Source organism: Geomesophilobacter sediminis (assembly GCF_016458275.1).
Classification (GTDB): Bacteria; Desulfobacterota; Desulfuromonadia; order Geobacterales; family Geobacteraceae; genus Geomesophilobacter; species Geomesophilobacter sediminis.
Map to the genome: position 1 here is coordinate 15820 of NZ_JAEMHM010000021.1, position 21377 is coordinate 37196.

At 54.0% G+C, this 21377-nt stretch carries 22 protein-coding genes, 1 pseudogene and 1 riboswitch; of the genes and pseudogenes, 14 read left to right on the forward strand and 9 right to left on the reverse strand.

Translation table 11 applies throughout. From position 1 onward, the window contains the following. Positions 1-10 precede the first annotated feature (10 nt). The 5 genes and pseudogenes from JFN93_RS20960 (at position 11) to JFN93_RS20980 (ending at position 2772) form a co-directional block, all read left to right on the forward strand. On the forward strand, positions 11-400 hold the full coding sequence (locus JFN93_RS20960; protein WP_199386187.1) for a hypothetical protein: 390 nt from the start codon (positions 11-13) through the stop codon (positions 398-400). Positions 401-523: 123 nt separating this feature from the next. Next, positions 524-1129: a hypothetical protein gene (locus JFN93_RS20965; RefSeq protein ID WP_199386104.1), complete on the forward strand. Its 606-nt coding sequence runs from the start codon at positions 524-526 to the stop codon at positions 1127-1129. Between the two features lie 427 nt (positions 1130-1556). Next, a pseudogene (locus tag JFN93_RS20970) lies at positions 1557-2222 on the forward strand (SOS response-associated peptidase). A gap of 32 nt (positions 2223-2254) precedes the next feature. Further along, positions 2255-2434 carry a hypothetical protein gene (locus tag JFN93_RS20975; protein WP_199386105.1) on the forward strand — a complete coding sequence of 60 codons (180 nt, stop codon included), beginning with the start codon at positions 2255-2257 and terminating at the stop codon, positions 2432-2434. An 86-nt stretch (positions 2435-2520) separates the two neighbouring features. Then, positions 2521-2772, forward strand: coding sequence for a hypothetical protein (locus JFN93_RS20980; RefSeq protein ID WP_199386106.1), 252 nt, complete (start codon positions 2521-2523; stop codon positions 2770-2772). Between the two features lie 941 nt (positions 2773-3713). Here the strand turns inward: JFN93_RS20980 and JFN93_RS20985 are convergent. The 8 genes from JFN93_RS20985 to JFN93_RS21020 all read right to left on the reverse strand — a co-directional run bounded on the left by JFN93_RS20985 (position 3714) and on the right by JFN93_RS21020 (position 10268). After that, positions 3714-4220: a CGGC domain-containing protein gene (locus JFN93_RS20985; protein ID WP_199386107.1), complete on the reverse strand. Its 507-nt coding sequence runs from the start codon at positions 4218-4220 to the stop codon at positions 3714-3716. Positions 4221-4239: 19 nt separating this feature from the next. Next, a complete protein-coding gene (locus JFN93_RS20990; RefSeq protein WP_199386108.1) occupies positions 4240-5088 on the reverse strand; it encodes an epoxyqueuosine reductase in 849 nt (282 codons plus the stop codon). Positions 5089-5090: 2 nt separating this feature from the next. Further along, a complete protein-coding gene (gene fabF, locus JFN93_RS20995; RefSeq protein ID WP_215907832.1) occupies positions 5091-6371 on the reverse strand; it encodes a beta-ketoacyl-ACP synthase II in 1281 nt (426 codons plus the stop codon). Positions 6372-6430: 59 nt separating this feature from the next. Further along, positions 6431-6868 (reverse strand): MarR family winged helix-turn-helix transcriptional regulator, encoded by a 438-nt coding sequence (locus JFN93_RS21000; RefSeq protein WP_199386109.1) that lies wholly within the window; start codon positions 6866-6868, stop codon positions 6431-6433. Between the two features lie 532 nt (positions 6869-7400). After that, positions 7401-7577, reverse strand: coding sequence for a YegP family protein (locus JFN93_RS21005; protein ID WP_199386110.1), 177 nt, complete (start codon positions 7575-7577; stop codon positions 7401-7403). Positions 7578-7620: 43 nt separating this feature from the next. Then, the gene (locus JFN93_RS21010) at positions 7621-8286 is read right to left on the reverse strand and encodes a fibronectin type III domain-containing protein (protein WP_199386111.1); all 666 of its coding nucleotides are present in this window, start codon (positions 8284-8286) and stop codon (positions 7621-7623) included. Between the two features lie 1413 nt (positions 8287-9699). Continuing rightward, on the reverse strand, positions 9700-10020 hold the full coding sequence (locus tag JFN93_RS21015; protein WP_199386112.1) for a type II toxin-antitoxin system PemK/MazF family toxin: 321 nt from the start codon (positions 10018-10020) through the stop codon (positions 9700-9702). Then, positions 10014-10268 carry an AbrB/MazE/SpoVT family DNA-binding domain-containing protein gene (locus tag JFN93_RS21020; protein ID WP_199386113.1) on the reverse strand — a complete coding sequence of 85 codons (255 nt, stop codon included), beginning with the start codon at positions 10266-10268 and terminating at the stop codon, positions 10014-10016. Before JFN93_RS21020 ends, JFN93_RS21015 begins: the two co-directional genes overlap by 7 nt. Positions 10269-10912: 644 nt before the next feature. On the opposite strand from JFN93_RS21020, the gene JFN93_RS21025 reads away from it, so the two are divergent. From JFN93_RS21025 to JFN93_RS21055, 7 genes are all read left to right on the forward strand, one after another. After that, complete coding sequence (locus JFN93_RS21025) at positions 10913-12112, forward strand: Fic family protein (RefSeq protein WP_199386114.1); 1200 nt, start codon at positions 10913-10915, stop codon at positions 12110-12112. Between the two features lie 415 nt (positions 12113-12527). Further along, positions 12528-12608: riboswitch (cyclic di-GMP riboswitch) on the forward strand. 66 nt (positions 12609-12674) lie between these two features. After that, positions 12675-13379 carry a hypothetical protein gene (locus tag JFN93_RS21030; RefSeq protein WP_199386115.1) on the forward strand — a complete coding sequence of 235 codons (705 nt, stop codon included), beginning with the start codon at positions 12675-12677 and terminating at the stop codon, positions 13377-13379. Beyond that, positions 13376-14290, forward strand: coding sequence for an alpha/beta hydrolase (locus JFN93_RS21035; protein ID WP_268898848.1), 915 nt, complete (start codon positions 13376-13378; stop codon positions 14288-14290). The genes JFN93_RS21030 and JFN93_RS21035 overlap by 4 nt, the downstream gene beginning before the upstream one ends. 237 nt (positions 14291-14527) lie before the next feature. Beyond that, complete coding sequence (locus tag JFN93_RS21040) at positions 14528-14983, forward strand: hypothetical protein (RefSeq protein WP_199386117.1); 456 nt, start codon at positions 14528-14530, stop codon at positions 14981-14983. A 21-nt stretch (positions 14984-15004) separates the two neighbouring features. Further along, a complete protein-coding gene (locus JFN93_RS21045; RefSeq protein WP_199386118.1) occupies positions 15005-15349 on the forward strand; it encodes a hypothetical protein in 345 nt (114 codons plus the stop codon). A gap of 1378 nt (positions 15350-16727) precedes the next feature. Beyond that, positions 16728-17258 carry a CHAP domain-containing protein gene (locus JFN93_RS21050; protein WP_199386119.1) on the forward strand — a complete coding sequence of 177 codons (531 nt, stop codon included), beginning with the start codon at positions 16728-16730 and terminating at the stop codon, positions 17256-17258. Between the two features lie 60 nt (positions 17259-17318). Next, positions 17319-18266, forward strand: coding sequence for a hypothetical protein (locus JFN93_RS21055; protein ID WP_199386120.1), 948 nt, complete (start codon positions 17319-17321; stop codon positions 18264-18266). 122 nt (positions 18267-18388) lie between these two features. On the opposite strand, the gene JFN93_RS21060 is transcribed toward JFN93_RS21055, so the two are convergent. Further along, complete coding sequence (locus JFN93_RS21060) at positions 18389-19477, reverse strand: nuclease-related domain-containing protein (protein ID WP_199386121.1); 1089 nt, start codon at positions 19475-19477, stop codon at positions 18389-18391. Between the two features lie 714 nt (positions 19478-20191). On the opposite strand from JFN93_RS21060, the gene JFN93_RS21065 reads away from it, so the two are divergent. Together JFN93_RS21065 and JFN93_RS21070 are read left to right on the forward strand one after the other, a co-directional pair. Further along, complete coding sequence (locus JFN93_RS21065) at positions 20192-20569, forward strand: type II toxin-antitoxin system RelE/ParE family toxin (protein ID WP_328754529.1); 378 nt, start codon at positions 20192-20194, stop codon at positions 20567-20569. An 89-nt stretch (positions 20570-20658) separates the two neighbouring features. Further along, complete coding sequence (locus JFN93_RS21070; RefSeq protein WP_215907833.1) at positions 20659-21030, forward strand: helix-turn-helix domain-containing protein; 372 nt, start codon at positions 20659-20661, stop codon at positions 21028-21030. The last annotated feature ends 347 nt before the right edge of the window (positions 21031-21377 follow it).

Consider the following 21377-nt stretch of genomic DNA (forward strand, 5'->3'; position numbering starts at 1 on the left):
GAGATTCAATATGGCAGACACCTGGATTACCGACCTCACTCACTACTTCGACGAGAACGGGGAGATGATTAAGGCACCGCCGCAGGCCCGGAAATTGGGAGAGTACCTGGCTAGGGCCTTGGATGAGGCAAAATACCGAGCTACCCGATTTCATCAGATGCTTTGTGACCACGGTGGACTTGAGACCGCTCAACTTCTCCTGCACAGTAGCCATGTTTCCGAAGGGTATACCGCCCTTTGGGAGAGAAAAAGGCTCGACTTGACGGTCGAAGCACTAATCCTCGAACCGGCATGGCATGAACTATTTACGGAAGAGGAAAGAGCTAAGGCAGCAAAGCGGCTTAAAGATTATGGCTATACCCTCACCGGGAATAGTAGGGCTGAAGATGGAAATCACTGAGCTTACGAGGTGAAATATTGTCGACTCAGTGGCTGTCGAAAGGGGGCGTTGGTACCGGCTGGCCGACACATCAGCCGGTAAAATTCCCCTCGTTGCGCAGACTGCGAGGAGGTTACCGGTGTAATGAGCGAGGTTGATAAAATTTGTGAAGCCGTCACAGCGGCAGCCGACAATTGGCCTTTCTTTGGCGACGGAGACTCAAACCTGGTGGACATTTACTGGCTGGCCGAGAAGCTTCGTGAGACTCTCGGGGCGGCATTGCCAACCGACTTGCCACCAAAGGACTGCGGCGTTCAAGCTTTCGAGACTGTCGAGACAATCCTCCTCCGTGACCCTCAAGACAGGGTTCTCCGGGTAATTCCTGTTGATGAGATTGTTCAGCGATTGGTGAACCTAATGGGCGCTCTCAAGAAGGAATTGCCGTTCTCGGGCGAGGACAACCTCCTTGTCAGCTTATACCTATGGCACGGGTGCATTCGAATGGCGAAACTGCTCCGTTGCGCCTACAACATTCGCGGAGGGCAGGCCCTCTATACGCCCCAAATGAGAAGTGATGAATATGCTCTCATTCTAAATGAGTGGACTCAGGATGAGGCTCAGGGCAACTCCTGGGTGCGTTATGGCGTTTCATTAGCGCGACGAATGGAACAAGCCCGGAAGAAACAGGATTTTGACTTTGAAGTACACGAAAACTGGATTCCGAAAGACTCCCCCTACTGGGAACCATAATTGCGTTACCCTAATGTCTGCCGATGCCGGTCCACCCAATCCCCCACAGAATCAGCAACCACTGCGACTGCCCCACCCAGGCCAGCGCCGTCACATTTGGCGGCGGAGGTCCGAAGAGGTTGCTGAGGTAGACTGCCACCAGGAAGACAATCAACTCCCAAAGTGCCCACTTTCCGACTGCGGCCTTTGCGAGTGTCGTCCGCAGGTACAGGACCACCCCGACGGCTAATATCCCCATCTCGACAAGCAGTGTCCCTGACAGGGAGGCCCACACGTCGATGCCGACTTGACGTTGCTGCCGGAGACCAGTGGCAGGTCAGGCCGGTGCACAATGAGGTCAAGGAGCCAGTGGCTCACGACGGCTGGAATACAAGATGTTTCCTTCGGCAGCTTTCAACTCTCGTCAAAAGATGGTAGGATGCCGACCATGTGCGAACGATTCACCATTCAGATATCGCCGGAGCTGCTTGCGGAGATTTTCAGCCTCATCGAGGTTCCGATTTGCCCGGCACGGTTCAACATTGCACCCTCCCAGCAGGTAGCTGTCATCCGAAAGACTGCCGGTGGCCAAAACCGCCTAGACTTCCTGACATGGGGGCTTATCCCCCCGTGGGCCAAGGAAAATTCCATTGGCAGCAAGATGATAAACGCCCGGTGTGAGACGGTAGCCGAAAAACCGGCGTTCAGGAACGCCATCCGGTACCGGCGCTGCCTCATCCCGGCCTCAGGGGTCTTCTAGTGGCGGCAGGAATGGAAGGCAAAAAAGCCCCTGTATATCCGCCTGAAGGATGGCTCCCCGATGGTACTCGCCGGGCTCTGGGAGAGCTGGAAATCCCCCGGAAATGAAACCATCGAGACCTGTACTCTGTTAACGACGCCCTCCAACAGTCTCGTGGCTCCTCTCCACGACCGTATGCCGGTGATTTTTCACCCAGAGGAGTTTGACCAGTGGCTCGACCGCGACATGAACGACCCTGAGCAACTGATGCGGTTCTACCAGCCATATCCGGCTGAGATGATGGAGATGTACCCGGTATCTCCACTCGTGAACTCGCCCAAATCGGAAGGCCACGAGCTCCTAGCGCCAATATAAATTCCGCCAGAAATTGGTTTGGAGGTGTAGGTTTGATTTCAAATGTTTTTATTGAAGAAGCGATTGCGTTTCATGAGGCTGCTCACGCTGTTGTAGCCCTTACAATACCGCTCGAAATAGTAAAAATTTCAATTGTTGCTGAAACTGATTCTGATGGTAGTTATGATGGTGGCTGTGAAGTGGACCTAGAAAGTTTTTTTTCAAAAACCTAAATAATGTTCGTGGCGCCACTATTAAACTTATAAAGTTTCACCTGGCCGGGAATATTGCCCTGCAAAAATATTTGAAGGGAAAAGGAGTGGATGACTGCTCAAAACTTCGAAATTCAGCCTGTTATGATGATGCACAGATTAAGCATTATATGCAAACTATTGAAGACAATGGAGACCCCCCCGTTGATTTAGCTGCCGTTTCCATTGAAACCTTAGAAATGATTGACTCTCCCGTAATCTGGTCGGCAATTACTGGTCTTGCAGGGGTACTGATGCAGGCGAAGCAGCTTCAAGACGATGACCTCGCCCATGTCTTGTCCCAATACGCCTTTGCTTAGGATTGTTGATGCTTCAGTCGGACACGTAGTTGGGATGGTAGGTCAGCGCAGTGTTTGCGACTTCAGACGGAATCCTAATATGGTCATTCTGGTCGGCGCATCCATGTGAGATGGCTGAAAAGAAAGTCCCAACCCGGCAGTGTGCCCCTTTATTCCGCCTGAACCCCCACTTGCTGGAAAGGGAAACATTACTGCAGCATTACCCAACAAGGCCGAACACCACCGAACAAATCTGAACAAATCCGGACTAACGGAACAGCGAGGCTCAGAATACGTTCTATGAATTTGACTGCTTATGCACATTTGGGGGCCGACTCGTTGGCGTGAACACGCATTCGAATCCCGTTTCCCGCTCCAAAAGAAACATTGAAGGGCCAGGTTCTCACGAACTTGGCCCTTTTTGGCGACCGACCTCGGGTCAGGCTTGCAATGTTGCAATCTCCGGGGCGGGGGGGGCCGGTTGAATTATTCGGTTCGCTGCTGACTCCTTGTCCTTGGCTTTGCCGCTCTTTGGGAAGACCTGCCAGAGTGGTTCGAATGGCCCGGGCTCTCACAAAAGATCTCCACTTCAGGCCGACCCTGTTCACCCTGAACACCCTTGTTAAAACGACAAAAGGACCTACCGGTCCAGGGTAGGTCCTTTTTCTTTGCTCGGTTGCTATGCCCGGCACCTTTGCGTCAGGGGGATTCGGTGACCTCGGACTGGGCGATCGGCTTCTTGATGCGGAAACAAAAGCATTAACCACGGAGGGGCACAGAGGACACGGAGGATGGGAGCTCTCACACGGATCAACACGGAAACGAACGGATAACACCGCGTCGTGCTCAGGGGTAAAACACGGGCTGTCGTGTTATCCGTTTTCTTTGGCCGGTATCCGATCGCGACCGTCGTGGATGCCGTGCCGTTCCTCCTTTTCGAGAAATTAATATGAGTCCCCGGACTAATGCCTTGCGCCATCCGCCGAATCGTTTTCGACCACGGCCGCCTCCTGCGCCAACCCTTTTTTGCCCGCCACATGCAACATCAGGTCGGCCATGGAAAGGCTCTGCTGGCAGAGCGCGCTCTTGACGAACCCGTCGATCTCCGCCGCCAGCTGCTCATCGGAGATCTCGTGGGTCCCGCTGACGAACTCCAGGTCCGGGAATTGGCTCTGCAAAACGCTCCGGTACTTGTTTTTGAACGGACAATTCCGCTCCAGGCAATAGGAGAAGTGGATCGCTTCCACTCCGCTCACGGCCAGGGGCCTGACCCGCTGCACGATTTTTTCCGGCGCCCGGAGGGTAGGGCAGCCCGAGCAGCTGATGATGCCGGCCACCTGGACCCCCCCGCGCTCCGCATACCGCGCGAACTTCCCCTGGGCCGCGTAGCTGTCCTGAAGACACCCTCCACAACTGCAAGCCAGGTCGTTGGTCATGTTGGCACAGGTGATGATCCCGATTTTTACCATGTACTTTTCTCCTTTGGTTTTAGTGTGCTGCGCGGTGCGTTGACGGGTTACGGTACTCGCACGGTACGCCGACCTGGCAAAGGGCACAGCCGGCGGGCCCTTCCACGCCGCGCTCCTTGGCAAGCAGGACCGATTCCGGACCGTAGCCGAACCTCATGCACCGGTTCTTGTCGTGCCCCTGGGGGCTGATGGCCTGGACCGGACAGCGTCTGATGCACGCGCCGCAGCCGCCGGTGGTGAAATGAAGGCAGTCCGCCCGATGGTGTGCCGCGGCCCGCCGGTCCGGCTCAAGAACCGCATCGATGACGACCGAGTTGAGCACCACGGCCATCCCCTTGCCGCTGATAAAGGCGTTGTTCAGGCCGAAGCTCCCCAGGCCGGCGGCGTATCCGATATGTCGTTCGGACCAGGGCGAGGTTTTGCCGTCCGGTGCGTCCATGATGGAAAACCACCCGGCGTCCGCCGGAGCCACGCCCCGTACCCCGCATCGTTGCAACTCCTGGAGCAATACCGCCCGCACCTGCTTTTGCAGCAGCTTCGAGGCGACGTGGTAGGCCTTGGTCCATTCCACCGAAGGGTGCTCCGTGCACGCCCGGTTGCAGTCCCTGAGCCCCCGGCTCCACGGCATCACCCAGCTGACCACGGTGCCGCCGTGCCAACTCCCGTCGCCGTGGCCGGCCTCGTACGCCTCTTGCGGCGTCTTGTGCCACGGCCCGATGATCCGTTTGAACTCGGTGAAGATCGGATCGTCCCCTGCGGCGAACTGCACCAGCGGTGCGTCATAGTAACGCCCCTGCAGGGAGTCCGACCAGTTATGCTCGCTGGCGACGATTGCCTGGGTGACCGTTTCCCGTATCAGCTCTTTCATGGCTACCTCTCCTCGCACGTGGCAAAAACGGCACTGGCGCAGTGACCCCCGAAACCGAAGGCGTTGTTCATGGCGACCGCCACCGGCCTGGACCGGGCGGTTTCCAGGGTGAGGTCGATGCCGTCCGGAAGCCCGGGATCGGGGACCTTGGTGTTGATCGTGGAGGGGATCACCTGTTCCCCGATGGACTTCACGCAACTGATGGCCGCCAGGGCCCCGGCCGCCCCGAGCAGATGGCCGGTCGCCGATTTGACCGCACTGACCGCGAAGTTGCCAAAATGGGGCGCGAACAGCCTCTCGATGGCCTTGATTTCGCTGAGATCGCCCAGCGGGGTCGAGGTGGCATGGACGCTGACATGGTTCACCGCCCCGGCCGGGATGCCGGCGTCTTCCAGCGCCTCCCGCATGGCGCGCCAGGCACCGTCCCCTTCCGGATGGGTGGCCGTCATGTGGTAGGCGTCCGCACTGGTACCCACCCCGCACAACTCGGCGTAGATCCGCGCCCCGCGTCGTACCGCATGCCCGTATTCTTCCAGCACCAAGGCGCCGGCCCCTTCGCCGATGACGAACCCGTCGCGGTCGGCATCGAAGGGGCGTGAGGCATGGAGCGGATCGTCGTTGCGCTCGGAAAGCGCCTTCATTGCCGAGAAGCCGCCGACGCCGGATTCCGTGATGGCGGCCTCGGCACCCCCGGCGATCACCAGATCCGCCTTGCCCAGCCGGATGTGCAGCAGCGCCTCCGCCAGGGCGTTGGTCGATGAGGCGCACGCCGATACCACGGAAAAATTCACCCCCTGCAGACCGTACCGGATGGAGATCAGGCCCGAAGCGATGTTGGCGATGATGCGCGGCACGAAAAACGGCGAGAAGCGGGGTCTGCCCCGGCGCTCCCCATAGTCGAGCAGCTGCTCGTCGAGGGTGGCCAAGCCCCCCATGCCCGAGGCCCAAACCACCCCGGCCCGGGTGGGATCGAATCCCCCCCGGTGCAGTCCGGCATCCTGGAACGCCTCCCCCGCGGCGACCATGCTGAACTGGCTGAAAAGGTCCAGCTTCTTGGCCTCCTTGGCCTCAAAATGATCCCGGGGATCGAATCCCTTGACCTCGCAGGCGAACCTGGTCCGGAACCCGCCGGCATCGAACCGGGTGATCGGTCCGGCACCGCTTTTCCCGGCAACCAAGCCGGCCCAGGTTTCCGCCACCGTGTTCCCCACCGGGGTGATGGCCCCCAGCCCCGTTACGACCGCTCGCTTCAATTCCACGCTTTTTCCCGCGTATCTTTGCATGTTGTCTCCCGAAAATTGAAGGTTGTATATGCAACCTTGCCGTTAAAAAAATATCCGCTTCACCTCTTGAGGCGATCGGCAATCTCCTTAAGCGAAGCGGCGCCTGCCTCGCCCAAAAGCGCAAACGCCTTTCGTTGGGCGTCCTGCCACTGTTCATGGCAGTCGACCATCAACTGCTTGCCCGGTTCGGTGACGCGAACCGTCAGTCGGGGGCCGTTCCCATCGATGGCGACCCAGCCGCTTTTTTCCATCCGGTCCAGGGAGCGGCTGACCGTGGATTTTTCCATCTGCAGGCGGGTACCGATCTCGTTCGGGCTGGCGTCGCCGTAGGCCAGCAGGAAAACCAGGATATTGGCCTGGTTGATCTTGATGCCGTGAGACTGCAGCGCGCGGTCGTACAGGTTGGTGATGACCCGGTTTAAGCGCCGGACCCGGCCCGCCAGGCACTGAGCGGCGACGATCTCGGCGCATTGTTCGGCCGTCTTGGGAGTCTCCATGTTGCATATACAACACGAGCCGGTCCCGGCTGTCAAGAAATTTCCCAACCTCGAAACGAAAAGCATCAACCACGGAGGACACCGGGGACCCGGAGGAATCTTCAACGGGGATGGGCAGGATGGGGAGCTCTCACACGGATCATCACGGAAAAGAACGGATAACACCGCGTCTTGGTCAGGGTAACTGTGACGAGGCGGCCTTATCCGTTTTCTTTTGCCGGTATCCGTGTGAGAGGTTCGGGTGAGGTCGCGACCGTCGTGGATGCCTCTTGAGACGGAAAGAAGAAGCATTAACCACGGAGGGGCACATAGAGCCCGGAGGAAAATCTTTAACAGGGGAACCGACCTCGGGTCAGGCATGCAATGTTGCAATCTCTGGCGGCGGGTGCCGGGTGGAATTATCGGTTCGCTGCTGACTCCCTGGCCTTGCCTCCGATTTGAAGAACCTGCCACCTGAACAAAACAAAAAGGACCTGCCGGTATCTCGGCAGGTCCTTTTGTTTGCTCGGTTGCTATCCCCGGCACCTTTGCGTCAGGGGGATTCGGTGACCTCGGCCAGGGCGGCGGAGCGCTTGATCAGGTTGACGGTGTCGCGAACTCCCTCCTTCCGGGCGTATCCCTCGGACTGGGCGATCGGCTCGCCGTTGGCGCTCTTGATGCGGAAATAGTACTGGTCGTCTTTCCCCTGGAAGATCTCGAACTTCACCATTCCTCGACCTCCTCGGCCCACCTTGCGGGCCTCTTTTTGTTAATCAGATCCCCATCAGGCTTACCACGTGGGACCACGGGCTCTTGCCGTTGGCGAGCACGGCCCGGACCCGGAACCAGTACTGCCTCCCCGGGGTGAGCCCCTGAAACTCCATCCGCGAGGCCTTGGTGAAGATGCCGAGAAATTTCCAGCTCGACTCATCCTTCGGATCCTCGGTGCACCATACTTCGTAACTCTTGGCCCCCTTTACCGCGGCGCACTTGCCGACCATTTCGTGGCCCACACCATACTTCACGGCAAAGTTCATCGGGCCGTTGGCGAGGGCGGCACGGGCCTGGGATGCGGTACTGGGGGAACTCTTCTTGATCCAGTCCAGCCCCGCCTTGATCAGCAGGGTGGAGTCCTTGCGTGCCGCCACCGCCAGGACGTCCAGGACGTCACCGAAAATCCCGGTGAACTCCTGGCGCCGGGCGTCGGTCTCGGCCAACTTTACCGGGTCCCCGCCCAAGGAGGCGTTATGGCTCTCCTTGAGGTTTTGGAAGGCTCCCTTCAGGGCCTCGGGACTTCCCAAAAAACAGTTCCAGGAGAACCCGATCACCCCGGTTTCGGTGAGGGCGGCGACGGGAGGGCCCGACCTCACGATGAACTCCGCGTGATTCAGCTTCAGGTATGCGTTGATCAGCCTTCGGTCCATCAGCCTTCGGTCCATCAGGTCCTCCTTTTCTGGCCTAGATTGGTGTGCTCTAATGTATGAACGGTAGCAGGATAAAACCGGATGGCAAACGGATTATCGGAAAAAAAAGAGGAGGATCTCTCATGAGCTGGAGCGCCTGTTGTGATTTCAGTAGGTTGCCAAAAAAATCCGATGGATTTTTTTGAAATCCGACGGATTTTTGAAAAATCCGACGGATTTGAGGAGAAATCCGTCAGATTCGGAGCGGAATCTGTTCAATTTGAGGGCAAATCCGTCGTTTTTTACCGGTTTTGACTGCAGATTTAATTAGAAATGAGCGATGCGCGGGTGAAATTCGATCGTTTTTAGAAAAAATCCGACGGATTTGGAACGAAATCGATCGGATTCGGATCGAAATCCGTCGGATTGGAATCGAAATCCATCGGATTGGATTCGAAATCCATCGGATTGGGAAGGAGATCTGACGGATTGCCCGTCGAGTTGGCCGGACCGGTGCGAATCTGTGGAAAGCCGGCCGCAGATGAACGCCGATCTAAAAGCTTTGACCACGGAGGACTCAGATGACACGGAGGAAAAGCAGGTAACAGGGATGGGCCGGATGAACGGGGTTGACTGCAAAGCTGGCCGCAGATGAACGCTGATGAACGCCGATGTTAGAAGCTTTAACCACGGAGGACACGGAGGGACACAGAGGAAAACCCATTTAACAGGGATAGGGAGGATGAACGGGATGTTTCCTGGATCAACGGCGTAGAGATGTTAAAGGCCAGAAACACCAGAATCGGGGAACTGCAAATTTGGCCGCAGATGAACGCCGATGCACGCTGATGTAAAAGCTTGACCACGGAGGACACGGAGGGACACGGAGGAGAACCATTTAACAGGGATAGGGAGGATGAACGGGATGTTTTATGGATCAACGGCGTTGAGACGTTAAGGGCCAGAAACGTTAGAACCGGGGAACTGCAAATTTAACCGCAGATGAACGCCGATGCACGCTGATGTAAAAGCTTTGACCACGGAGGACACGGAGGGACACGGAGGAGAACCATTTAACAGGGATGGACAGGATGAACAGGATACCTCCACCATGAATGGTTAGCTTAAAAACGGTAAGGCGCGGAGACGCTTGGAGCGTTGGTGAACTGCAAAGCTGGCCGCAGATGAATGCTGATGCACGCTGATGAGCTTTGACCACGGAGGGCACAGGGGACACAGAGGAAAGCGACATCCTTTTCATCTTCTATATCCCTGTTGCTGGTTGATGCCTCGGGCCGGGTTATGGCGCAGCATGCTGCGCCCGTACGAAGGTTGGCTATGACGTTGGTTTTCGCGCTCAGGGAATCGACGGGATGCTAAAGGGGGCTGGCACCTGTAGTGCCAGCCCCCTTCGGTTTAGACCGCTGTAACCCCAGCCGTTGACGTTGTTTACGGCGCGAACATTTCCGACAGAAGGGCGAGCACTGCTTTCTGGGTCGGTTTGTCCACCTTCCCCAGTTTTTTCACCAACCGCTTCTTGTCGACGGTTCTGATCTGGTCCAGGACGACCTGCCCGCTTTTCCCTTTGAAGGTACAGGTTACCCGGCTCGGATAGTCTTTCCCCTTCGTGGTCATCGGGGCAACGATGACGGTCGCAAGGTAGTGGTTCATCTCATCTGGAGAAATAACGAGACACGGTCGTGCTTTGCGGATTTCGCTTCCAATGGTGGGGTCGAGGTTGACCAGATGGACATCGAATCGGCTCACCATTGCCAATCGTCCTGGTCGAAGTCGGTCTGTTCACCACCTGGTGCATCGAACAGCGCATCGTCGCCTTGCGCTGCCATCAGTTTGAATTTTTCCGCCCAGCCTTCCCGCGACCGGGTCAGGGGGCGGATGATGATCCGGTCTTCCTGGACCTCCAGTTCAACTTCGGGCCCCAGCTGACTCTGATCGAGGAGCACCTTGGGAATCCTGATCCCCTGCGAGTTGCCGATGCGGATGATGTTTGCCTTCATTTGGTGTTGCCTCCCAAGAAACACGATATTCGGTTTGGATTTACATTGTAATTACATTAGAGGCAGAGGTCAACCTGCGAGATGCAGCCACATCCGCCCGCAGATACACGCTGATAAACGGAGGAAAACCATCTGACCGGGATGGGCAGGATGGACTGGATGTCCCTGCCATGAATGGTTAGCTAAAAGACGGTTAGACACGGAGAGGCCAGGAACACTGGGTAACTGCAAAGTTGGCCGCAGATGAACGCCGATGTAAAAGCGTCACCGCGGAGGACTCGGAGGGGCACAGAGGAAAACCATTTAACAGGAAAGCCTGCTACTGCGGTCTCACACGGATATGCACTGATAAAAAACGGATAACATCCCGTCTGTTGACTGCAAAGCCGTCCGCAGATGAACGCGACTGACCGCTGATGTAAGGCTTCAACCACCGAGGACTCTCCGGTAGCACAACGGCGGTCTGCTCCGGACGGAAGTGGCGAACGAAGAGTGGGTAGGGTGGCTACATAGATACACGTTAATATAGCCGAAAAGAGACTATTCATGTGGGGATTGGTACGCGAAAAAGGCGATATGATAATAACTTGACATACATATTATATTGCCGTTAATATGGCCGAATGGCGAGTATCCCAACACAAATGGAACCTCTTTTCCCGCAAGGGCCGAAGGTCGGGGCTCTGGAAGATTTGGCGCTCCAGGTCCAGACCCAATCCGCTGTTCTTTCCGGAATGCTTCATCCCTGCTCGCAACTAGCCGTTGTCGACCTGACTCGCCTTATCAACAGCTATTACTCCAACCTCATCGAAGGCAACAGCACGCATCCTATCGACATCGAAAAGGCCATGCGTCAACACTACGCCGAAGACCCTTTCAAGCGGAACCTTCAGCTGGAAAGCCTTGCGCACATCGAGTGCCAGAAGGCGCTTGAGGAGAGGTTGCGGCAGGTCCCTGACCTTGAGCCGTGCGACCCTGAAATTATGTCCTGGGTCCACGAAATCTTCTACCTCAGGCTACCTGAAGAGCTGTGCTGGGTCCAAAATCCGGATACGGGAGAGCGGCTGAGGGTTGTGCCTGGGGAATTTCGGAAACGGGACGTAGCCGTGGGGGGACATGTGCCCCCGAAGCATGATGCCCTGGAAGGTTTCCTCACTCGTTTTCACGAAAGTTACCGTAGGGCACAGCTGCGTGGGCTGAAGCCGATCATTGCTGCGGCTGCGTCTCATCACCGACTCGCCTGGATCCACCCGTTCCTCGATGGCAACGGCCGTGTCGCTCGTCTGATCACCGATACCTATCTACGGGCATTGATGCCGGGATACGGGATGTGGACCGTGAGCCGAGGTTTAGCCCGAGGAAAGGCTCGATACATGGAGGCGTTGGCTACGGCGGATATGCCGAAAAGGAATGATCTCGATGGACGGGGCCCCCTCTCCAACGAAGGGATCATCCACTTCTGCGGATTCTTCCTGGAGACGTGTCTCGACCAGGTTCAGTACATGACGTCGATGCTGCGGCTCGATGAGCTTCTGGGGAGGATTGAGGGATATGTGAAGTTGCGGGCGGAAAAGATCATTCCGGCGCCTATGGAAAAATATCCGTCGATAAAGCTGCCGGCTGCCAAAATCCTTCAGGAGGTCTTGCTGAGGGGGGAGATGAGTCGCGGCGACGCGGCCGCGGCTTGCGGGTCGCCCCGCACCGGAAAGGATATCCTTCCGCAACTCCTCGGCGAGGGGCTCTTGGTAAGCAATATGCCCAAGGGGCCGGTACGCATCGGCTTTCCTCCCCATGCGGCGGGGTATCTCTTCCACGAGCTCTACCCGATGGGCGTGTCGCAGTAACGATTCTCCCGCTTGGGGAGTATTTTCGGGCCATAACTTATGACTTTGGGGGCCTCAACACCCTCATATCGTCGTCCGCAGATGAACGCTGATGCACGCCGATAAAACCATCAGCTAGGCGCGGGCGGAAAACTCGCTGAGGGGTAGCAGGAAAAATACGGATAACACCCATCGATGTGGTGTTATCCGTATTTTTTTGCCGCTATCCGTGTGAGAAAATTGAATGAAAGATGGGCTTTGCCGATTTGTAGAAAGAAAGGAAATGATATTTTTGAGCGATCGAGTATTTTAGTCGCGAAATCGTTTTTCCCTAGTGATTCAATATGGTTAAAACGTGTTAATTTATTGAGTGGCTGACCTGTGTCCTTGTTGTTACGGGAGAAAATTGGTTGCGGGTGGAGTTAATGCAGTAGAAAGCTGAACAAGCCAACCTCCGGGTGACCGGGGGAACGGAAAGCCTACGGGACTAAGTAGATTAGTCGGCCGGGTTGCCGGAAGCCTCACCGCATGGAGGCTCAGGGGGCAGCTCGGCCTTTTTCTTTTGTCGTATAAGGGGGATGTGATGGGGCTTTCGCCAACCGAACTCGCAACTGCGGTTGCAGCCATCGGCGCACTTGGGACGGCTGCCTTTGGTCTCGTAGATGCAACCAAGGCCCTTTGGGGAGGGGTGTCCCGTTCTGGGTTCGAATTCATCTCCCGGTTCCTGAATTTGGTGGCACCCAATGACAAAGGCATTCCGCACGGATCTGCCGTTACCAGTTCGGCAATTCGCGAGACCCTCATGGGGAGTTGGCTCAATGGTGCTTCGCCGTCCGACTTTAAAAGCACCGCCAAATCCCTGATCAAGCTTCGGTTGAACTCGGAGACGGCGCCGGACTTGGCCAGGTGTACGGGGGTCGATGCTGAAATATTAAGCTCTGTTGCTGCCATCCTGGATTCGGGCAAGGCCCTGACGCAAGAACAGCTGAACGTGTACGGGCGCTTCGATTTACTACTCTCAACGATGATAGATCGCGCTTATCAACGTGCAGACCAGCGGTACCGCAACAATTGCAAGGCATTTGCCTGTGTGTTGGCAATCACTCTGGCTGAGATCGCCGCGTGGTCCCTTTATGTCTCGGCCCCGGAATATAGAGACGGGGCCACCTTCCTATTCGCGTTTATTGCGGGCCTCCTGGCAACACCGTTCGCACCTGTAGCAAAGGACTTGGCGTCCAGCATCGGGACAGCCGCGAAGGCGATCCAGGCGGCTAAAGGTAAACCATGAATGATGGGAGCTGGTTCATTGACCTGAGGGCTTGGTCACATGGCGGGCCCGTTGGCACGCTGAAAGTGACGGACGGGAACGGAAACTTCCTGGATCCGGCTCGCCTGTCTCGAGCCGTGGCCGGACGAGACGTGCTACTGATGACGCACGGGTTCGAGAACAACCGGCCGGAAGGAATTGCCAAGCTAAACGAATGGAAGAAGCATCTAAAGATTGATCCCATGCCGCTCTATATAGGAGTCCTTTGGCCGGGTGACTGCATTATCCCGATGGCGCTCGACTACATATGGGAAGGGAGCGAAGCCGAGAAGAGTGGCACCATGCTTGGCGAATTTGTCGATCGGAACTTTGATGGCGCGGCGTCGATCTCCTTCGGATCGCATTCACTGGGTGTGCGGGTGATGCTGCAAGCCATCCGACAACTGGGAAAAGGGAAGACAGTGCGCCACCTGTTCACGCTGGCAGCGGCGATCGAGGACGACACCCTCTCCAGGGAATTTCAGGACTCAGCGAGAAAGATCAAACACATATCCGTGATCTATTCCTACAGAGATCACGTGCTGGCAATGGCCTACCCCGCCGGCAACCTCGTAGGAGGCCTGATAGAGCGTGGAGATCCCAACCTGAAGGCGGCGTTGGGACGTTCCGGCCCCTTAGCCCCGGCACCCGGGAATGTAATCGGCAATCCGAGACTGCCGGACTCGTGGGACTACGGGCACTCCGACTACCTGACAAAGGAGACCGTCAACGGAGATTTCCCTCCTACTGTCACAATTCCAATACCGGGAATGCCGGAGTCCAACCTGCCCAAGCCGGCGGTGGTCCCCATCCCCGAAACACTGACCAATACGAATGCCTGGAAGCCCTGCTGGTCGGCGGACTTCGCCGCCACGCGTTTGCCCCTGTACTAGACCAGCACAAACCCTCTGCCAGGTTGATTACTACGTGAAGCACGTTCACAATAAAGGGGCATGTTGCCCTATGGCATTTGGGATATAAACGAATTGTTTTAGGTACAAAAATCCGTGCTTCGTACCCAGTCTTAAATTAAGGACGCTGAGCCAGCGCCAGCAGTACCCGCAGCTGGAGATTGCTTGCTGATTCATTTAATCATCATCGTCATAAATTAATTAACAGGAGGGGGTCTTATGAATGATTTGCTTAAAATTACGTTGAGGTCACTGGCGGTTGTTGTATTTTTATCAGGTTGCACTGTTCAATTAGTTAGTAAATATGATGACCAAACAGACACAAATGTCACAGCCCTTCAAAAAAAGTTTGATTCGTATTTTGTTAACTTAAAAAGTGAATCATATCCAAATTGTTCATATTTTAACAATATGTCATTCTATAAGGATGCTGATGTAGAAATAAGTGGAATTCTGGTTAGAGCAAAGGCTATTCCAAAAAATGACATCACAGTTAATCAACTCGATGCTATAAATACTGCTATATCGGATTTAGAGAAATTACATAAGCTTAAAGATAAACAGAATGTTTGCATTGACCCCACCTCAATAGACACAGATAGGATATTATTCAATACAATATTTACTGCAATACTCAAACTTGAGATAGCAAAAAAACGCGGAGAATCAAAATAAATACAAAACAAGGAGAATAAAATGGCATCGGCTCTAAGTTTAGATCAAGTAGGGAAAATTGGAGAAGAAATGGGAGCTGCTTTCCTTGCTACTCTCAAAAAACAGGCACCCGACATAGAAAGTTATGCAAAAGGTGAAGGTGTAAAAATGGCTCAATGCCTCGCGACCATCACTTCCTTGTTTGCAGCTGGAACAATACAAGAAGAGGAAGCAAAACTCCAGTTAGACATTCAGAAGCAAGCTGCGAGGGCGGTATTGCTTACAGTAGAGGGCCTTGGTGCCCTTGCCGTAGAGGCTGCCATTAATGCAGCACTGGGGGTTGCAAAGGATGCCGTCAATACAGCTTTAGGTATTGTATTAATCTGATATATTTCTGAACCAGTGGTAGTCTCACCGCCTCTTGTTTCCAATTCGGTTTTTATACGTTTCACTTGGTAGATATTATCAAAAGGTGAGCTGGCGGGTTGCGACCTGAGTTATTCCGGCGAAACAATGCCTGCTTCTGCAACTGGAACGGCCACAGTACCCATACTGCGGCCGTTTCGGTTTTGGTTTTTCAACGTGTGGGCTGGCTTTTTACGACGCGAACATCTCCGACAAGAGGACCAGCACTTCTTTCTGGGTCTGTTGGTCTACCTTCCCCAGTTTTTTACCAACCGCTTCTTGTCGACGGTTCTAATCTGGTCCAAGACCACCTGACCAAGAGGTGATGGGAGGCAATGAGGCCGGAGGAAACCCATTTAACAGGGATGGGCAGGATAAACAGGATGACTGGTGTTTGACCAAATGTGAATCGGCCGCAGCATGCTACGTTATCAATTCGGCATGGAAGAAGGGTTTGTTTTCTACGCTGGTAGGGCATAGGCCTGCACATTGACGGGCTTTCTTGTGAAACGTGCCTTGCGTCCATCTCTGTCAGCGATTCGACGTAATTTTATATTCAATCTGCGCCTGTAACAAATTGGACTGTCCATTATGTTACGAATCTTGTTAGCTCAGGGTGTTACGCGTATTTTTGTAACAAAATGAACAGTTAAAGACCTCCAATGTTGTTTTGGGGCCTTACTGTGAATCTTATAATAGAAGAAAACCATTGACCATATTTCCGTGCAGAGAAAGTGGCATAAAATTTGATTATTCAAGGGGTTAACTATCGGCTCTCTTTTACCATTTTGTGCCGACACCTTCTTGAGTCGGTGAAATGACGGTTGGGGGGCATGCGCGCGATGCCGGACTGAACGCCGAATGGCTCCCTGTTTCTTCGTTCTTGTGCCGTGGTCGTCACTGTGAAAAAGAGACGGAGTTCAGATACCAGAGAGGGGCATCAATGGTCTACTTACCACACAAATTCTGACGAAGAAGGGGGAACGTATGAAAAAAGCTATCTTTGTAGTGTGTTTTCTGCTCCTACCATCCATTACCTTTGCCAAGGGTTGGCTCGAGTCTGTTGGCGACGACTTGGGAAGAGGGCTGATCTCAGACATTACTGGTGTCGATGTCAGGAACAATAAAGGTTCTAATTCTAGCGGGAGCATTGTGGAAGGTCAGGAAGGCCTCCCGCGGGGAAGTGTGACGGTGGCATGTGGATGCTATGGAAATGTTCCAATAGGCTCCAAACGTGATAACCAGCAGTGCGCGAGCGGGGTTGACCAGGTTGTGTTATGTCGCGGGCGCTGCGCTGGGGGCGGGAGTCCCGTTGCCGCAGTGTGTGAGTAATCCTGCAATTTAATCAAGGGGAGGAATTATGAAAAGGGTACTGATGCGTTACATATTGATCGTCGTTGCGGTTCTTTTGACTCAAGGGAGTGTCTGGGGCAAATCGAAAAAGCATGATGATGACAAATCCAAGGATGCTAAACAAGAGAATAACGATAACAAGAAGAATGATAAAAAGCACGATGAGACTCCCAGCAAGACTGCTGGTGGCAACCACTTCATAGCCGGACAGTGCACATGGTTCGTTGCCGAAAAGGTAAAAGAAAATTGGGGTATTTGGATTCCTTGGTCGGGCAACGCTGGAACTTGGTACGACCACGCCAAGGATGCCAAATTCAAGGTCGGGAGCAAACCAGCGAAGTCTTCAATCATAGTATTTAAACCTATCCCAGGTAAAAGTCCGGAACGAGGTGGGGTAGGTCACGTGGCTTGGGTGAAAAACGTGAAAGGGGACCAAGTTAGTATTGAGGAGATGAACTTCGAAAAGCAAAACGAGAGAAGCGTTCGCATGGTGTCAGCGCATGATGACTTAATCAAAGGCTACATATATGAGAAATGACGTTGTCTTCCGCTACTAAATGAAGTTTATGGTAAATGTATAATTCAAAAGGAGATTGATATGAACAGGGCGGATACCAATACAGGGGCAAGACTTCGGTCTGAAACACTCAGCTACATCCTTTGTGTCTTGTTTGTTACCTTGATGTCAGGTTGTGTCTTTCAGCAAACTAAAGTACGCGAGATAGAGCGTGTAGAGCGATCGGTAACTGAATTTGAAAAACGAGGAACCGAATGGGGGAAAAAATTAAAGAAAGATGGTATCAATCCGCAAAAAGAACTGAATACTGCCTTTGTTAAATACCTGAACGAGCAGCTCGGTTATTTTGAAGCACACACTGAGCTCAAGGATGCTTTCAAACGCGGATTTCGAATTGGATACGAAGATCGAGTTGGCGATTTGGTTTTGGGTCCTCATATTCGTGAAGCGGCAGGGGACGTTGGTACTATAACATCGGGCAAAATAGTTTTGATCATTAACCAGTTCGATAAGGAATGGAAGGAAACGTTGACTAAGGCGATAGACATATTCATCGTCTTGATATCGGAAGGCTCACAGGCAGATCGGGATGCATTTATCACCAGGTTCAAAAAGCAGTACTCAGCAAAATACGAGGATTTGATTGACAAGACTGCCAAAGAGAACCAAAGCGTTCAAATTACAATAGGTGGAACTCGGTATGTTTTCCCGAAAGAGCTGAACGCAATGGCAATGCCAAGTCCAGAGACAATAACCAAAAGGATCTACTCTCAAGCGTTTTTGGTGATGGGGGATGAGTGGGGGCGCAGATATAGCACCAACTTGGTAAAAAGAGATGAGCTTGTTGAGATGCTTCGGAGATGCAAGCCGGCACTTGATGAGGGCGAAAGATTAAACAGGAACCTCGGATTTATTAAGACGGCCTTCGTCAACAGCTATGGTGCCGATGGAGAAAATATGTTTCGTGGGATTATGAAAGACGCAGGATTCGACGAAATAAAGACCGTAGCCACCGAGGCTTCCAGATAGCCTTAAACCACATCGGCCCTCGGTTTTAGCATCTCGTTCGCGTCTCTTGGTCAAAAAAGGACCTTCCGGTTTCCGGGAGGTCCTTTTTTGATTGAGATCCTACTACTGGCAGCGGGACTGCTTTATGTACTTTGGCAGCTCCTGCAGAGGAGTCTGCCAGCGAAGCGCTTCTTGTTGATCCGGCAGAAGTACGCGACCTTCTTGTCGACCGGACTCCCGCATTTTTCGCAGTTCCCGCCTCCACTCTCTTCTGACGTTTCCGCCACGTCGGTCAGTTCGATGATTTCCGGTTCCCTTGTTGGGAGAGGTTTCTTCTGACAGCTCTGGCAGAGGATCTTCCCGGCAAACCTTGCCTTGTTCATCCGGCAGAAATACATGACTTTGCTCTCGACCTCCAGTCCGCAAGCCTCGCAGGTGCCGTTGCCTTTGCTGGGCTCTGATCCCTCCTTTGGCGAATCCGTTTGCCCCGCAGTTTCCAGTTGATCCACGGTCACTCCGAACTTTTCGGCATAGTTGATCTTTCCTGGTCGATGGAGACGGACCAGAGCGTTCGCGAAGGATTCCAAGGTATCTCTGGAGACGTATTTTCCGGCTGTGGCAAGGGTGCTGGCAACGCCCATTGCGTCGACCCGTTTGCCGATGGTGTCCTTGAGAGCGTCTGCCTTGATTACCATCTCAAATTTGGTGCCTGAAGGGCGGGTGATGGTCGCTTTGGGGGAGATCAGGACGTAGTTGTGAAGTGCCGCCGGCATCGGGATGCCGAGCCGGGTGGGGAGGAGGTTTCGGTCGGCCAACACCTTCTCCAGAAGATGGATGTGACGGCGGTTCTGTTCGATGGGGGATTCGATGCCGGTCCAGGAGTTCCCGTAATGGAGCATGAACTCGCCTTCCGGGGTGATTTTGACGCCGTAGGAGTAGTTCTTGGTTTCCAGGACGTAGATGTCGAGAAAACGGCTGATCAGCAGGTGGTCGATCTGGGCGAGAAATCCGTTGTGTTGCAAACGCAGGTCGTGGATTACCGCCCATCGCTCGCTGTCCTGGTAGTAGAAGTCAATGTAATAGGCTGAGTTTTCCTCTCCCCGGATACCGGAGCTGAGCCACTTGATTTCCCGCTCGATAAGGACGCGTTGTTTTGCCGAGAGCCGGCATTGGAGAAGATTGCGGAGTTCCTGCAGGTCGGTTTGACGTTCATCGGCCTTCTTTATGATCATTACGGCTCCTGGTGTGCCCTGGATAATTGGCTGTAATCATAACAGGTTTAGGCGGTAGCGGACAATAGGAAGTTAGGCAGAACCAAAGCGGGGGCTAGATGGCAGAGGTATCGAGGAAAATTCGTTTTGACAGGGATGAGCAGGATGAAAGGGATGGTCCTAAAGCCGATGCTAACACGAGGACGCAAAGACGCGGAGGCGCCTTGACCTTGGCGAGGTTTGGATTAGTATCGGATAATTTAATGTGAGATCCTCTTGAGATGACGTAGAAAAGGCGGTGAAAACTCGCCAAAGCCACCAGTTGTAAATGTAGCGGTTGTCCCATCGTCTCTTCTCGTCGATGTCAGCATGATGTCGACGGGGACTTCCCGATCAGCCTCCCTTGATGAAAAGAGCTGCCACTATCTCAAGGTTAGCATCGTTATCACCGCCTCCGGCGGTTCGCGCCAGGAATGGCGCTCCCACAGATTAGACGCTGACCAAGGGGGGATCAAATGGATCGCGCCGCTGCCGGATCTGCTTGTCATCCGCGACTACGCTTACAAAAGATTGAAACGTGATGGGCACTAAGGGGGACTGAGGTAACGCGTTCGAACCAATTCTAGTTTGAACGACAAGGGAAATCGGTGGTTATCAGTTGTCTTCGCGATTTTTATTAGTGCGAGACGGGGGCCTTGACGTTATACCCATATAGGTATAGGCTCGGGGGGGCGTGTGCGGGAAGATAACGCCTCAAAAGAGGGGGGCACGCCTAAACAAGTGGTGTTTCTGGGTGATTCCCTGGAGAGGCTGAAGAGTTGGCCGCCCGATACCAGGATCAGCATGGGCCATGCGATCAGAGTCGCACAAGAGGGGGGGAAGGTTCATTATGCCAAACCTCTGAAAGGGATTGGCGGTGGGGCGACCATCATGGAGATCTGTGATGACTTTAACGGGTGCTCCTTCCGGGTTATGTACACCGTCAAGGTAGGCAGGAGACTCTACGTCCTCCATGCGTTTCAGAAGAAGTCAAAAAGGGGGATCGCAACCCCCGCTGCTGAGATCGAGATTGTTAAGACCCGGCTAAAGGTTGCTAAGAGCCTGGCGGACTAACGGTACCGACGATACGGAAGTCGTGGAAATAAAGCCGTCGTTGCAAAACGGCACATGGGCAACGGTCTTGGAGTATAAGGAGCACGGCAATGAATGGACACGAGGGAATCGTGGAAGAGTCAAAAGAGAAGGTGATTAAAGTTACCAACTCCAGCGGGAATGTTTTTGAGGATCTGGGCCTGCCTGACGCAGACGAACTGGTAGTGAAAAGTAATCTGGCGATGCAATTGTCATCGATAATAGAAAAGCGTCAGCTGTCACAGGTGGATGCCGCTGCCATATTGGGTATCCCGCAACCGAAGGTGTCGATGATCCTCAATGGAAAGCTGCGCGGCTTTTCCATGGAAAAGCTGTGTCATTTCCTCACGCTGTTTGGCAGAGATGTCGAAATTGTCGTAAAGCCCCGAAGGACAGAAGGGAAGGGGAGCTTTAGCGTCAGCCAGTCTGTAGATGCACGCTGAACCAGGATGGACCCAGAGGAATGGTTCTATTCCGAACCCAATTCTGGTTCTTGAAGCGAAGATCCCTTTCATCCTCTTCATCCCTGTTATTTGTTGTTAACAAGGGTGGGATGCCAGGTCTTGAATTATAAGGTCTCGCTACTGCCTCTTTGGCTTTGCTGCCACCAGGCAGGATGCGTCGGTCTGACCAAAACAAAAAGGGCCTGCCGGAATCTCGGCAGGTCCTTTCCTTTCTTCAGCTCCCCGTAGATGATTCGGTGACCTCGGCCAGGGCGGCGGAGCGCTTGATCAGGTTGACCGTGTCGCGGACGCCCTCCTTCCGGGCAGAGGATTTTCCCGGCAAACCT